At 59.8% G+C, this 13,501-nt stretch carries 12 protein-coding genes; 6 read left to right on the top strand and 6 right to left on the bottom strand.

The window, feature by feature from the left end; genetic code table 11:
- Positions 1–132: 132 nt before the first annotated feature.
- Complete coding sequence (locus BM399_RS11395; RefSeq protein ID WP_092867808.1) at positions 133–1,647, bottom strand: aldehyde dehydrogenase family protein; 1,515 nt, start codon at positions 1,645–1,647, stop codon at positions 133–135.
- Positions 1,648–1,848: 201 nt separating this feature from the next.
- On the opposite strand from BM399_RS11395, the gene BM399_RS11390 reads away from it, so the two are divergent.
- Entirely contained in the window at positions 1,849–2,460 is a 612-nt protein-coding gene (locus BM399_RS11390) for a helix-turn-helix domain-containing protein (RefSeq protein ID WP_092867807.1), read from the top strand.
- An 18-nt stretch (positions 2,461–2,478) separates the two neighbouring features.
- Here BM399_RS11390 and BM399_RS11385 read toward each other — a convergent pair whose 3' ends face one another.
- On the bottom strand, positions 2,479–3,087 hold the full coding sequence (locus BM399_RS11385; RefSeq protein WP_092867806.1) for a helix-turn-helix domain-containing protein: 609 nt from the start codon (positions 3,085–3,087) through the stop codon (positions 2,479–2,481).
- Positions 3,088–3,166: 79 nt separating this feature from the next.
- Here BM399_RS11385 and BM399_RS11380 point away from each other — a divergent pair, with 79 nt between their 5' ends.
- The 4 genes from BM399_RS11380 to BM399_RS11365 all read left to right on the top strand — a co-directional run bounded on the left by BM399_RS11380 (position 3,167) and on the right by BM399_RS11365 (position 6,661).
- Positions 3,167–4,111, top strand: a complete 945-nt coding sequence (locus tag BM399_RS11380; protein WP_092867805.1) for a helix-turn-helix domain-containing protein — start codon at positions 3,167–3,169, stop codon at positions 4,109–4,111.
- 91 nt (positions 4,112–4,202) lie between these two features.
- Positions 4,203–5,606, top strand: a complete 1,404-nt coding sequence (locus BM399_RS11375) for an acyl-CoA dehydrogenase family protein (RefSeq protein ID WP_092868193.1) — start codon at positions 4,203–4,205, stop codon at positions 5,604–5,606.
- On the top strand, positions 5,603–6,124 hold the full coding sequence (locus BM399_RS11370; protein WP_092867804.1) for a flavin reductase family protein: 522 nt from the start codon (positions 5,603–5,605) through the stop codon (positions 6,122–6,124). Before BM399_RS11375 ends, BM399_RS11370 begins: the two co-directional genes overlap by 4 nt.
- Positions 6,125–6,136: 12 nt before the next feature.
- Entirely contained in the window at positions 6,137–6,661 is a 525-nt protein-coding gene (locus BM399_RS11365) for a 2,4'-dihydroxyacetophenone dioxygenase family protein (protein ID WP_092867803.1), read from the top strand.
- A gap of 81 nt (positions 6,662–6,742) precedes the next feature.
- Here the strand turns inward: BM399_RS11365 and BM399_RS11360 are convergent, their stop codons facing one another.
- Positions 6,743–9,667 carry an autotransporter outer membrane beta-barrel domain-containing protein gene (locus tag BM399_RS11360; RefSeq protein ID WP_244531198.1) on the bottom strand — a complete coding sequence of 975 codons (2,925 nt, stop codon included), beginning with the start codon at positions 9,665–9,667 and terminating at the stop codon, positions 6,743–6,745.
- Positions 9,668–10,054: 387 nt separating this feature from the next.
- On the opposite strand from BM399_RS11360, the gene BM399_RS11355 reads away from it, so the two are divergent.
- Positions 10,055–10,285, top strand: coding sequence for a hypothetical protein (locus tag BM399_RS11355; protein WP_092867802.1), 231 nt, complete (start codon positions 10,055–10,057; stop codon positions 10,283–10,285).
- A gap of 99 nt (positions 10,286–10,384) precedes the next feature.
- Here BM399_RS11355 and BM399_RS11350 read toward each other — a convergent pair whose 3' ends face one another.
- The 3 genes from BM399_RS11350 to BM399_RS11340 form a co-directional block, all read right to left on the bottom strand.
- A complete protein-coding gene (locus tag BM399_RS11350) occupies positions 10,385–10,585 on the bottom strand; it encodes a hypothetical protein (RefSeq protein ID WP_092867801.1) in 201 nt (66 codons plus the stop codon).
- A 114-nt stretch (positions 10,586–10,699) separates the two neighbouring features.
- Complete coding sequence (locus BM399_RS11345; RefSeq protein WP_092867800.1) at positions 10,700–11,953, bottom strand: M20 family metallo-hydrolase; 1,254 nt, start codon at positions 11,951–11,953, stop codon at positions 10,700–10,702.
- Between the two features lie 183 nt (positions 11,954–12,136).
- A complete protein-coding gene (locus BM399_RS11340) occupies positions 12,137–13,078 on the bottom strand; it encodes a glycosyltransferase family 2 protein (RefSeq protein WP_092867799.1) in 942 nt (313 codons plus the stop codon).
- Positions 13,079–13,501 lie beyond the last annotated feature (423 nt).

Below are 13,501 nucleotides of genomic sequence, written 5' to 3'. Positions count from 1 at the left end.
CGTGCATGATCCTCGGTGAAGTGAAGGACAGGACTGCGGGGGCCCCGGGGCCCGGCGTGCCATCATAATATGGCAACGACCGGCCGCATGAAGCCCCCGCTCCGTTAACGAGGAAGAAGAGCGGTCGCGATGTTACGACTTGGCCGGCTCGAAGCTTTCCGCCTTCGAATATGGGAACCACCAGAAGTCCTGGTTCGAAGCTTTCGGATCGATCATGACGAACTTCGTATTCTGGAACTGCGCGAGGCCTTCCGGTCCAAGCTGTCGACCGCTTCCTGAGAGCTTCCGCCCGCCGAAGGGGAGCGCGTCATTGTCGAGAAGAGGTGCGTTGACCCAAAGGATGCCGGATTCGATTTCGCGCACCGCCCGGAAAGCTTCCTCCATGTCGAGCGAATAGAGATTGGCGCCGAGCCCGAACCGCGATTGATTGGCCAGCGTGATGGCTTCGTCGAAGCTCTTCACCTTGCAGATCGGCGCGACGGGGCCAAACGGCTCTTCGTTGAGAATCTCCATGTCGGGAGTGACGCCGGAGAGAACGGTCGGCTCGACGAACCAGCCGCGGTTGAGCGCTGCGGGACGGACGCCGCCGGTTTCCACTTTGGCGCCCTGTTGGCGCGCGCGAGCGATAAGACCTTCGAAACGATCGCGCTGACGGCTGGTCGCGAGCGGCCCGAGATCGACAGCGCCGAGACCGTTGCCGATGCGAAGCTTTCGTGCCTCGGCGACGAGCCCTTCGACGAAGGCGTCGTGAATGTCTTCATGAACGTAGAAGCGTTCGGCCGACGTGCAGACCTGGCCGCAATTGAGATACGCGGCGAAGGCAGCGCCTCTGACGGCCATGTCGAGTGGCGCCGACGGCATGACGATGAACGGATCGTTGCCGGAAGCTTCGATGAGGCTCGGTTTGAAACTCTCCGCGCACGTCCGCGCCACGGCCTGACCGACCGCAACGGAACCGGTGTAGGCAACGCCATGCGTTTTCGGGCTTGCGATGAGCTGCTGGCCGACGCGCGCGCCACCCGTCACGACCTGCAGCAATCCAGGCGGCAGACCCGCGAAAACCTCCATGAATTTGAGCGTCGTCAGGCTCGTCTGTTCATGCGGCTTGATGATGACGGAGTTTCCGCCCGCGAGCGCCGCCGCGGCTTCCCAGCACAACAGAACGAGCGGATAGTTGAACGGCAGGATGATGACGATCGTGCCGAGCGGTTCCTTCACGCTGAAATGAAACTGCCCGGGAACAGTCGCGCCGGCGAGGCGTCCGGTCTCGTGTCGTGCGAGCTCGGCGTAATAATCGATTGCGGTCGCGCACCAGGAAACCTCGTCGGTGGATTCCTTGAAGGGTTTTCCTTCTTCGCGCGTCAGGCATTCGGCGAACGGGCGGCTGCCTTGGCGAAGCGCCGACGCAATGTCGTGCAGAATGACGGCGCGGCTTCGCGCGTCCATAGCCATCCAAACGCGGCGCGCGTCATTCGCAACGTCGATGGCGCGGTCGACTTCGTCGTCGGGACAGTCGGCGATCGACCCGAGCTTATCCTCCGTCGCCGGATCGATGACGTCGAAATGTTCGCCCGCGCGGCTGGCAACATATTTGCCCCCGACGTAGATCTTGCCGGACAGGAATGCGAAGTCGTCCAGAGCCGCCATTGGTCTCTACTCCGTTGCTGAGTTCAGAAGCTCAGTGTATAAATTTATCGAACACAGCGCCATAAAAATATGATCGTGGTCGCGCTTCGCGATGTCAATCTGGAGCGTTGACGACCCGGCATCCAAACGTGATGACGTGGGTTACGCGCAAGCGCCGGAACGAATTTGCGAAACACGGACATTCACGTGGATGGGAAGACGATGGCTGAGCGAAAAAAAGCGGTAGTTGAGGCAACCGCAAAGGCCCGCGCACGCGCGGAGGCAAGCGAGCTTGCCGTCGGGTCGCGGCTCAAGCAGGTGCGCGAAGCAGCAGGTCTTTCGCAACGCGAACTCGCCAAGCGTGCCGGCGTCACCAATGCGACCGTATCGACGATAGAGCAGGAAACCCACGCGCCATCGCTTGCGTCGCTTCATCGTCTGCTGACCGCGATTCCGATCTCAATCGCCGATTTCTTCGCGTTGCCGGTGTCGCAGAAAAACGCACTTTTTTATAATGCGGATGATCTCGCCGTCGTGTCCCGCGGTGCCGCCGACCTTCGCGTTCTCGGCAGCGAGCGCCGGGATAAGAGGCTTCAAATGTTTATTGAGCGCTATAAGCCAGGCGCGGGCACCGGCGATGATCCCATCATTTACGACGGGGAAACCGCAGTTCTGGTCATAGAAGGGACGATCGAAGTCGAAGTCGGCGGCGAGACCCACCGCCTGCGCAAAGGTGGTGGTTATCAGCTCTTCGGGCGCGTGCCCTATTGGTTACGCAACGTCGGCAAGACCGAAGCGGTTGTGGCCTGCGCGTGCACGCCGCCGATCTTTTGAGCGCCAACGTTTTGAGAGTCAGTAGGACGGCGGCGTGATTGCCCAAACGACGACCGTCTCTACGCTGCCGGGATTGCGATAGCGATGAGGAGTCGTCGAAGGAAAACTGAAGCTATCGCCTTCGCGCAGCGTGAACGATTGTTCGCCGATCCAGAGTTCGAGCGACCCGGCGAGGATCAGCCCGGCCTCTTCGCCGTTATGCGTATAGGGCGTTCCGGCTTCCGTTGATCCGGGCGGAAATCGCGACATCAGCAACTCGAGCTGGCCGCGCAAATTGGGCGACAGCAGCTCGTCGGTTATCCCCGATGAAAAGCGCAGCGTGCGCCTGTTGCCCGCGCGCACGATATAATCGCGCTCATCCGGGTCTCCGCCCTCCGCGTTGTGCAGAAACCATCCGATGGTGACGCCGAGCGCTTTGGCAATATCATGCAGCGTCTTGATGCCGGGGGAGGCGATACCGCGCTCGATCTCGCTCAGATGCCCGATCGACAGCGACGTCGCGAGGGAAAGCTCTTTTATCGTCAGCCGTTTGGCTTTTCGTAGGTCGCGAATTTCCGCACCCACGCGCGTCGGCGTCAGATCTTCGTCCTCTGAAGCCGTCGCCGCCTTCTCGTTTGACGCCGGCATTTGCGTTCCCCCAGGCCATTGATTAGTCACGCCTAAAATTTCAGCTTGTCAGGCGAAATTTGCAAGGCATAATTTCGCAATGATGAATTTGTCCGATAGCTCTACGCCCGCGCGTGATGGCCATCCCGATATTTTGTCGGCGAAGGCGTGGATAGGCAAACTCGGCGGAAGCCCAGTGCGGCCTCAGAGCTTCGCGGCCTCGCCGGTTCTAGCGATCGGTCATTTCCGCTTCGATGGCTTGGCGGAAGAAGTCGAATGTCCGAAGCTCCCTTTTCACTACATCTCGGTTGCGCTCGGCGGACCGTTGGTCATCGAAGCGTGTCTCGGCGGGGAAAAGGTCAAAGGCCGTGTTCTGCCCGGTCAATCCCTGATCATGGCAGCGGAGCGCAGCAACGTGTGGCGCTGGGACCGGCCGACGGAAGAAGCGCACGTATTCCTGCATGCTGAGTTTCTCGACAGGATTGCGGATGAGGCCGGCAACGGCCGCGCGGACATCTCCGATCGCCTCGCGTTCACGGACACGCCGCTTCGCCATACAATCCTGGCACTCACCGAAGAAATGCAGCGTCCGGGAAGCATTTCGCCGCTTTTCTTCGATATGGCCGCCGATGTCATCGCGCGCCGCATCTTGTTCCGCCATTGCCAGAAGGATGGAAAGGCCGGCGCGAACACGGCCGGCGCGAACACGGCTGGTGCGTTGACGGCACGTCAACTGCGCCGCGTGCTGTCGCTCGTCGAGGATCGTCTGTCGGAAGATATCTCGCTCGACGACCTGGCAGGCGCCGCAGGGTTGAGCCGCTTCCACTTCGTACGAGCGTTCAAGACGGCCGTCGGAACGCCGCCCCACCGTTGGCTCGTCGGGCTGCGCATCAAACGAGCCAAGGAATTGCTCCTGAGCCGCACCACGACAATCATCGAAGTGGCCTCGCTCGTCGGATTTGAAAGCCAGAGCCATTTTGGCCAGGTTTTCCTTAGCCACGTTGGCATGCCGCCCCGTGAATGGCGCCGCCGCGCCCTTTCCTGAGCAAAATTGGCAATATTCCGAGAGACCGGCGCCTCTTCTCCCGCTCATCATCCCCCCGCAAGGGCGAGGTGGCCGCTCGCGGGAGATGAGCATGACGACAATGTGGGGCGATAGCGCCTATTTCGGACTGGATGCAGAGTTCAATCCGGACTGGTTTTTAACGACAGAGCAAAAACAGCTTCGCCGTGAGCTGATCGAGGTTTGCCACAACGTCCTCCGGCCGAACGCGATCGAGTGCGATAAGACGAATGCTTATCCGCGCGCAAACATCGAAGCGCTAGCCAAGCTTCGGCTTCTGGCTGCCATCGTGCCCAAGGAAATGGGCGGCCGCGGCGAAAATCATGTCGGCATCACGATGATCGCCGAGACGATCGCGAGGTACGGATGTCCGTCCACCGCGCTGATCTACATGATGCATATGGTGGCCGTCGCCGGGCTCGTCTATCGCGCCAAAGGCAACACCGAGATCGAGAGCCTGCTGTCGCGGATCGACAGCGAATGCCTCATCGGCACCGCGTCATACACCGACCCCGAGACCGGCGGACATTTCTGGTACCCAAAAATGTCCGGTGCGAAGCGCGTCGAAGACGGCTGGCACGTGCACAAGAAAGCCGCTTGGACAACGTCGTCCGGCTACGCCGACTGGTATATCTCTCAGACGACGAGCCCGGATTTCGACGGCAACTACGGCAACCTTTCCGTATTCCTCTTTTACAAGAATGAAGTGAAGGGTTCCGCCGGCAAGTGGGACGCGATGGGAATGCACGGCAACCAGTCCGGCCCCGTCGAGATCGACACGGTCGTTCCGTTGAACCGCATCGTCGGCTGGCCGGGCGACGGAGCGATGTCCAACGACGAGGCGATCGATCCGCTCGCGATGCTCATGTACGCGGGCTCGTATAACGGTGTCGGGCTTGGCTGCATCGACGTCGCCAAAAGACACGTGACGCGCAAGGCCCACGTGCAATATGGCCGCCGCGTTGCCGACTATCCGACGATTCAGGACGTGTTCGGCCGTGCGATCATGGATGCCCAAGCCTCGCGCTTGTATGCCTATTCTGTCGCAAAGGCCTTGGACGACGCAACGGACGGCGGCCGCTGGGACATTTATTACGAGGATCCCAAAGCGATGCCGCGCGCCGAATACGCGCTCTGGTGCTTCAAAGCGAAATTTCTTTCGACGCGGTTCGCATTCGAAGTCTCTGACAAGATGCTGCAGGCCTGCGGCGGTCGTGGCTACATGCGCGACGTTGAGCTCGAGCGCCTTGTGCGGGACTCGAAGGCAGGTTGGATCATGGCGCCGTCCAACGAAGTCACGGCCCAGCTCATTGGCAAATGGGGCCTGTTCGGCTCGGAAGCCATCGACTGGTGGAATCAGAAGGTCGACGAGCCCGTTTTGATGACTGAGCTTGGCAAGCTCGACGACGCGGGCAAAGAGCGGATCATCGCGAAGCTCAATTCCGAGCTTCAGTCCAAGAAGGTCGCCGCAGAATGATGGCTGCCGACGATTGGATCTCGCCCGACGACCCGTTGGACCTGCGCAAGGCGCTCAGCTGCTTTGCAACGGGCATTACGATCATCACCGGGACGACGGAAGAAGGCGCGCGCTTCGGATTGACGGCGTCATCGTTCCAGCCTGTCAGCCTGACGCCGCCGCTCGTCCTCTACAGCGTACGAAAAGGCGCGGCGAGCGTCGGTCTCGTGAAGGGCAGCGGATCGTTCTGCGTGAACGTGCTTCGTCACGAGCACGTCGAACTCGCGAAGCGCTTTGCGGCTCCGATCGCGGATCGCTTCGATGGCGTCGAATGGTATCGCGGATCATTGGGTTGCCCCGTGCTGCCGGATGCCATCGCAACATTCGAGTGCCGCCTGTGGACCACATACGATGGCGGCGATCACGAAATCGTCGTCGGCGAAGTTGTGAAAATGCGCCGCGCTCCGGAGGGTAACCCCTTGGTCTTCTTCCGCGGCGAGTTCCATCCGATTGTTGCCGACATTCCACGCGTTTCCTGAGAGGTTCTGCTGATGACACTTATCGCGCCGGTTAAATCGGAACACGTCACGTTCGACCCGCCCCAGTTCGCCCATCTCGGAATGATCCCGGAACTGGTCGTGCTACCGGTGAAAGACGAGCGCATCTGGGTTCTGCTGGAGCCGAACGTCTGGTTCCGCCCGCTGTTTTTTGACATGAACTCCGGCGCACACGGAGAAGTGCTGCGAGTCAAAAAGGGCGGCGTTCTATCGCGTCACCGTCACCCTTCGCCCGTGCACGGCTTCGTCCTGAAGGGCAGCTGGCGATATCTCGAACACACGTGGCGCGCGGAGGAAGGCTCCTACGTTATGGAACCGCCCGGCGAAACGCACACGCTGACGTGCGACAGCGGCGAGGAAATGCAGACTTTGTTCTTCATTCAGGGCGCGACGCTGTACATCGACGAGCAGGATAAAGTCACGCTTGTCGAAGACAACTTCCAACTCATAGAAGCTTGCCGCAAGCACTATGAAGAGGTCGGTCTCGGGGCCGATTTCGTCAATCAGTTCATTCGCTGAATAAGCGGTATCAACGCCCGCGAAAAACTCTGCGCGCCAACGAAATGGCGCGCAGATCTATTTCACGGCTCGAACGCGGTTTCAAAACTTAAGCCGAACGTTGCCTGCGATCGCGTTGTCGCGCGCGTCTTTCGCGAGCTGCCCGGTATAAGAAACACCTATCTTGGCGTCGGTGCTGATGCGTAAGTCGGCCCCGGCATCGATGAGAGCGGCGTTGCGCGCCAACGGAACGCCGGACACGCTGAAGTTCGATCCCGAAACACTGGCCAGCGCCAGCGACGTTTCCGGCGCCAAGTCGCCGAAGGCATATTGCCAGGCCACCGACACGTGCGGAACGAAGGCCATGCCGTTCGATAGCGAGTAATTGCCGGCAGCCCGAACGCCGAGCGACGAGTAGCCGACGTCCCCGCTGCTGGACGCGCCTGCGAGTGCAGCGTCGCCGCCAGCCTCGGTAAATGCGGCGCTGTCGAGATGCACCCACGCGAGGTTGGTGAAGGGCTCGAGCGCAACCGCGCCCCATGACGTGGCGTAGCCGAGCTCGCCGAACGCTTGAGCGGTTGACGCGCTATAATTGGCATGGGTGCGATCCACGAACCCCTGGAATGCGACCGTGCGCGTCGTGTCGATGCTGTTGAACCCGACGGTCGCGCCCAACCGAAGGTTCAGCGCGCCGTAATGGGTGCCGCCATAAAAGGCGATCAGGCCACCGTCGACGTCTGCTGCACTTCGCTGCGCACTGACTTGGGTGTTCGACGAAGAATATCCGAGCGCCAGACCGGCGCGCCAATTTCCATCGAATTGAATATCGGCGCCGGTAAGCACTCCTGCGAGATTACTACGCGCGCTTGAAGCATTGCCGTTGCCGTCGATGCTGCCGCGCGCACCGAAGGCTTGCGTCCAGAACGTCGTCGCAGGGCCCGTCGGCGGGATACCTGCTGCTTGGTTCGCGGCGTTGAAACCTTCGCCGCGATCGGGCCCACCGAGGTTCGACATCGATGCCGGACCCACATGAGCGAGCGCGCCATCGGCGCCGCCGCTATCCGCGCCGCCAAACTGCCGGAGGCGAGACAGCACGGCTTGCCGGCTATAGAACGCTTGATCGATCAGCACAGAGTGCTCGCTTGCGTACACCTCGCCTGAAAGTGCATTCAACGCCCCGGGCAACTGGCGGTCTGTCAGCCCATAAATCGCGGCGAGATGACCCGGCAGGCGGCCGTTGGAATTAAAAGCATTGTCGAGCGTTCGGCCCACCGCAGTTTGGTTGGCCGATAGATCGTCGAAGCTCGTGATTTCAGAACTGAGATTGAGCGTCACGTCGTTCAACGTATAGGCGAGATCGGTCGAGATATAGCGTCCAAGTCCGATTTGTGTGAATTTCTCGAACGTCCCGCTTAAGCCCTCGCTGGCGGTCATCAGCGTGTAGTGATTGCGTAACCCGGCAGCGTCGAACACCGTGAATTCTGTGCCGGCAATACGCGCCGCGCCAGTTATGTTCAGTGCATCGTTTTCCTGCCCTACCCGCAGAGCGAGTGTTCCCGAGGACGTTTGCACGAACGTTCCGCTGATCGAATGCGTCGTGCCCGCGCCGGTGGCGGTGATGCCCATCCAGCCGCTGTTCTCAAAACGGGCGGGAAGAGCGCCAGTGACCGAAACCTTTCCATTTATAATACCGGCGTTAGCGATAGCGCTGCCGCTCGCGGTCGAACCCGTGCGTATTGCATAGCCGCCCGGTTCTGCCAGGATCGTACCGCCATTGAGAAGCGTGCCGTAGTCGCCATTCATCTCGACGCCGGCACTTTCTGGACCGGTGACGGAGATGGTGCCGTTGTTGGTGACGACGCCATAGGTATCGCTGCGAATGCCCGGAGCATTTGCGCCGCTCGTGAGAATGATGCCGTCGTTGACAATGTCGTCGCCTTCGACGCCCGACAGCGCCGGGCTGTCGGCGGTCGTAGTTTCTATGATGGTGGAATTGCGAATAGGATCGTAGAACTCGGGAAGGTTGACCACGTAGCCGTTGATCTTATGATCGTCGTCGACGTAGACCCCGATGACCTGCTCGCCATACATGGAATTGGCCGAGGTCAGATAGTCGCCGACGCCGAGCTCGATCCAGGTCTCGTCGCCATTGGCCGCGATGTGCAGGACCGCTGCATGAACGTTCCCGTCAATGTCCACCCAGTCGCTGACGAGATTGTAGGTCCCGGCGCGTCCGCCGCCGGTAATGCCTTCAAAATGCGTGATGACGGCATCCGGATGATTGTAGGTCTTCCAGGTGTCCGTGGTCATATTGTAGATGTAGCCGCGGTCCAATCCGAGGCCGTTGCCAACGCCAACCGGCGAGTAACCGCCGGCAATCAAGTTGCCATAGACGCCGTACGCCGTGGTGCTGATCGCGCCAGGAAAATTGTTGGTGACATAGGTTCCGGTGCTGATCGAGTAGATGAAGGCATTTCCCGTCGCCAGCTGCGTATCGTAGTTGCCGACGACGGTGTCGCCGAACGTGCTGTGCGCGATTGTGAAAAGGGTCGGGTTCATCTGCGTGCTGGGATAAATGAGCGTCGTCAGGTTCGCGCCTGGCGCTAAAGCGCCGTCGTAAAGATAACTCAAATCGTAAGGCGCGGATTCGCTGGTCTGATAACTGCCGACGGTGCGCAAGATTCCGTCGAGGGAACCGAAGCTCGGACCGTAGGGCGATGAGCTGATTGCACCCGGATAATTGACGCCATCGTCCGTCGAAATGGGAAACGCCGTGAACGTGCCGCTGGGGATATCGTAGAGAAGACCACCGGTCGCGCTCGAGTTCGGCATCGCGTAGTTTCCGACGATCGTATTCCCGCGGATGCCGGTGAGGAACGTGCTGTAGTCGCCGAAATTCAAGGTCGTATAGGTACGGTCAGCTGCGCTCGCGTGCGAGGCAAATGAGCAAACGGCAAGACCGAGCAGCGCGGCGCGTACGCATAGGCCTCCGGATAGCGCGAAGGCTCCCGAGCGAATCCTGTCCAAGGCAATTCCCCATTATTTGCTGCCGGACGCGACACACTTTTTCGGAAGCTTTTCAGCTCAAATCAGTGCCGCCAAACCGCATGCTTTGGGGATGGCCACTCAATTCCAGATCAACGACGACCCACGATCGCGATGACGATGATTGTTCGCGATGCGATCATCAGCGTTAATGCATATAACACGTAAGTGCTAGTCCCAATTTCGCGCGTTTGGAGGAATTCAGAGGAAGAGGGACAGGGAGCGCGTCGACAGCCCGCTTACGCGGCTCACGCATTCGCAGATGCTCACGGCTCATCGCCACCCATATTGGTGAGAACTGGCCTGCAATCAGGAACTAAGCATCAGGATCAATCATTCTCCTGGCACTAATGTCAGGGAGAGACTTGGATGGCTAACACTCAGCAAGACGTTTCTTCGACGGTCCGCGACGTAACGAGCGCCGCCAAGCGAAACATCGATCAAAGCGCGGACTTTGCAGTCTCAGCATTCGACGACGTCCAAAGCGTCGGCGCCGAGCTCAAGCGCGCGATCAACAAATCGATGAAGAAAGAGCCCTATACGACGCTCGCCATGGCGGCAGCAGCGGGCTTCGTTCTCGGCGCCCTGTGGCGAGCCTGATCGGCGGAGACACGAGCGCCCGGCGCTGCGCGGCACTTCCGCCGCCAGTTGTGAAAAGTCGATCGACCCCGTGAGTGGCCTCCGGGGTCGATCTGGCCGTTACTTCTTCTTGCGCGAATCTTCGCACTTGCCGCCCTTCCAGTACTTGAAGGTGCCCTTGCAGTCTTTCTTCTTGTCCTTTTTCGCCTTGTGATGATGCGCAGCTTTGTGCGGCTTGGCCTTTGCGAAGGCATCGGTCGCAGCCAAGCCGGTTCCGCAGAAGCTGAAAGCCGCCAGAGCGAGCACTGTCGTGAGTTTCATGAGTAAGTCCCCCAAAGAAAGCCGACCGTATGATCGGTTAGGGGTCGCTTATCCCAACTCTGTGACAAGTGAGTGTAACGAAATGCCGGCCCACACATGGCACCGGACACTCGGTCATTTTCTCGTTTCGCTCGCCAGTATCTCATCGTATGCGAGCACGGCATCGAGCAGCACCTGCGCGCCCGCGGCACACTCGTCCATGCTCGTCGATTCCGCCTCATTGTGACTGAGGCCGCCTTCGCACGGCACGAAGATCATCGTCGTCGGGGCGACGCGGGCGATGTATGCTGCGTCATGCCCTGCGCCCGACACCATATCGCGCATTGCGAAGCGGGATTTGCTGGCTGCGTGGCGCACGCAATCGATCAACTCCGGTGCGAACTTCACCGCAGGCGACGACCAGATCCGCTTTTCCTCGTAGCTCAATTGCAGGGGAGGGAGGCCAGCCTCCAGCGCCGCGCGCAACTCCGCTTCCATGACGTCAAGAGCACCCTCGTCGGGATGGCGCATGTCGATGGTGAAGAAAACTTCGCCCGGCACGACGTTGCGACTGTTGGGCTTGTTTTCAATGAGGCCAACGGTTGCGACGCCGGGCTGATGCTTCTGTCCGATCGCGTCCACCGCTTCGATCATGCGAGCGGCGCCGACAAGCGCGTTTTTGCGCAGGTACATCGGCGTAGCACCGGTATGGGCATCGACGCCTTTGACTGTTACCTCGTACCAGCGCATGCCCTGCACGCCGGTGACAACGCCGATCATCTTCTGCTCGTTTTCGAGGATCGGTCCTTGCTCGATGTGAAGCTCGAACATGGCCGAGAACGTGTGGTCTCCGGCCTTCATCGGGCCGCGATACCCGATGCGTTCAAGCTCTTCGAGGAAGGTGACGCCATCCCGGTCGGTCTGCTGGTAGATGTATTCCGCCGGGAATGCTCCCGCGAAGACGCCGGATGCCATCATGGCCGGGGGAAAGCGCGAACCTTCCTCGTTTGTCCAGTTGACGATCTCGATCGGCGCGTTCGTCTCATAATCCTGTTCGTGGAGCGTACGCATCACCTCGAGCCCGCCTAGCACGCCGAGAATGCCATCGAACTTGCCGCCGGTCGGCTGAGTGTCGAGATGCGAACCCATGGCGATCGGCGGCAGGTCATTGTTGCGGCCGGGCCGCATGGCAAACATATTGCCAACCTCGTCGACGCGAACCGTGCAGCCAAGCGCTTCGCATTGGGCTTTGAACCAGTCGCGGACCTTCTGGTCCTCATCCGAGAGGGCGAGACGGCGAATGCCGCCTCTTTCGGTGCCGCCAAACTTGGCGGTCTCCATCAAGCTGTCCCACAGGCGTCGTGAATTGATGCTGAGATTGGTCCGCATGGCATTCCCGTAATCGGCGCTGCACACTAACCGCAAATCGCCCTGAAGCAATTGAGAAAAATGCTGCGATTTTGAGCATGGAGGTTTGGTGCGAAGCAGACGATGCACCCAGAGCGTGAGGTCAGGGGTGATCGGCGAAGCTGGGCGAGCGCAGCCGCCGGTGTGCGGCGGTTACGCTGCTGCTCACGCGCCATCGACACGCCGGTAATAGGTCGATGTTCTTCCGAAGAAGCCCGAAAGGTTTCCCCACGCCTTGGTGACGCTGATCATGCCCTTCAACATTGTTTTTTCACCGGCAAATCTCCGGAGCGGCCAGAGACACGCACCGGCAAGCATCAATAAAATACCGATGAAGATCCGCCGCACCCCATGCGGCAAACGCCTGGCCAGGGTTTTCGGGTAGCCGTCGCGCATGATGTCGAGAAAAACAGCCGCCGCCGCTACCATGTAAGTGCGTTCCAGAATGCGCCTGAGCGTCAGCCGGGAGGTGGGCACGGTTTCGATAACCATCGCCTCCGCGACGAAGACGATGCGTGCGCCTTTCGCATGCGCGCGCCTGAAGAAATCGACGTCTTCGGCGCCGAATGTGAGACGATCGTCGAACCGCAAGCCCAGCCCATCGCCGGCAACAATGCGGGAATTGAGTAGGACGTTGTTCGTATAAGCGTCCCGCCGGAATTCACCTGTCACCCGCCGCGATTGCGAAATCGGCTTCCACCAGTGGGGCGGCTCGCTATCGGTCACCTGCGTTACCGGACCGGTCGCCACGTCTGCGTCGAATCGGGTGCACCCATTGAACAGCTGAAGCAGCCAATCCGGCTCGGCGTATTCGTCATCGTCGAGCATCGCGATCCAATCGCAATTCCCGGCGATCGCGGCTTCAATCGCGCGATTTCGAGCGTGCGGGATGCCGATTTTCGGTTCGAGATAATAATTTATGGGAATGGCATGAGAACTGCGAAATTGATCGACGACGCTTAGCGACCGTTGCTCGTGATCGTTTTCAACGACGACGATGGTAAGAGAAGAACCATCCGGGATTGAAAGCCGACTCAAGCTCTCCAGTGCGCGGCTAAGCATTTGGGGCCGCTTGGAGGTGCATACGGTAACTGTGAAACGCGCCATCTACAGTATCGGATCAGCAATTTTCCGCTCGTCTGACCCAACTGCGTGGAACAGTTTTTGCTGATGGGAGTGCGCGAGCATGATCGGTCCCTTAGTAGGTATCTACAAAAGTTAGTGGCGCAAGCACAAAATTCCGTGGATAGCTTCTCGCATCACCACATCGGCTATTCTTGTTGGGGCGACATCGTTTCAAACTCGAATGAGACACCGAACAATAGCGGCGCGCCGCGTTTGTTCAATCATTGACATCCGGTATCGAGTTCTGAATGAGATCTCGATGCGAATAACTTCTGAGGTGGATGTGCGTGGCTCGGTTCGACGATCTGGGGTTCTTCGGCGCCTTTCCGAAGAATGGACCTTCCGGACCTCCCTGGCTCACACGCCGGTCCGAAAAGCCAAAACGGAAATGGAGTTCCGTGAATC

The sequence above is a fragment of the Hyphomicrobium facile genome (genome assembly GCF_900116175.1).
Lineage (GTDB): Bacteria > Pseudomonadota > Alphaproteobacteria > Rhizobiales > Hyphomicrobiaceae > Hyphomicrobium_B > Hyphomicrobium_B facile.
The sequence above is the reverse complement of the archived record's forward strand: the minus strand, read 5'-3'. Positions and strand labels throughout refer to the sequence as shown.

Bases quoted from the DNA above. Each gene is read 5' to 3' on its own strand.
- BM399_RS11395 (WP_092867808.1), bottom strand. From the start codon at position 1,647: ATGGCGGCTCTGGACGACTTCGCATTCCTGTCCGGCAAGATCTACGTC.
- BM399_RS11390 (WP_092867807.1), top strand. From the start codon at position 1,849: ATGGCTGAGCGAAAAAAAGCGGTAGTTGAGGCAACCGCAAAGGCCCGC.
- BM399_RS11385 (WP_092867806.1), bottom strand. From the start codon at position 3,087: ATGCCGGCGTCAAACGAGAAGGCGGCGACGGCTTCAGAGGACGAAGAT.
- BM399_RS11380 (WP_092867805.1), top strand. From the start codon at position 3,167: ATGATGAATTTGTCCGATAGCTCTACGCCCGCGCGTGATGGCCATCCC.
- BM399_RS11375 (WP_092868193.1), top strand. From the start codon at position 4,203: ATGACGACAATGTGGGGCGATAGCGCCTATTTCGGACTGGATGCAGAG.
- BM399_RS11370 (WP_092867804.1), top strand. From the start codon at position 5,603: ATGATGGCTGCCGACGATTGGATCTCGCCCGACGACCCGTTGGACCTG.
- BM399_RS11365 (WP_092867803.1), top strand. From the start codon at position 6,137: ATGACACTTATCGCGCCGGTTAAATCGGAACACGTCACGTTCGACCCG.
- BM399_RS11355 (WP_092867802.1), top strand. From the start codon at position 10,055: ATGGCTAACACTCAGCAAGACGTTTCTTCGACGGTCCGCGACGTAACG.
- BM399_RS11350 (WP_092867801.1), bottom strand. From the start codon at position 10,585: ATGAAACTCACGACAGTGCTCGCTCTGGCGGCTTTCAGCTTCTGCGGA.
- BM399_RS11345 (WP_092867800.1), bottom strand. From the start codon at position 11,953: ATGCGGACCAATCTCAGCATCAATTCACGACGCCTGTGGGACAGCTTG.
- BM399_RS11340 (WP_092867799.1), bottom strand. From the start codon at position 13,078: ATGGCGCGTTTCACAGTTACCGTATGCACCTCCAAGCGGCCCCAAATG.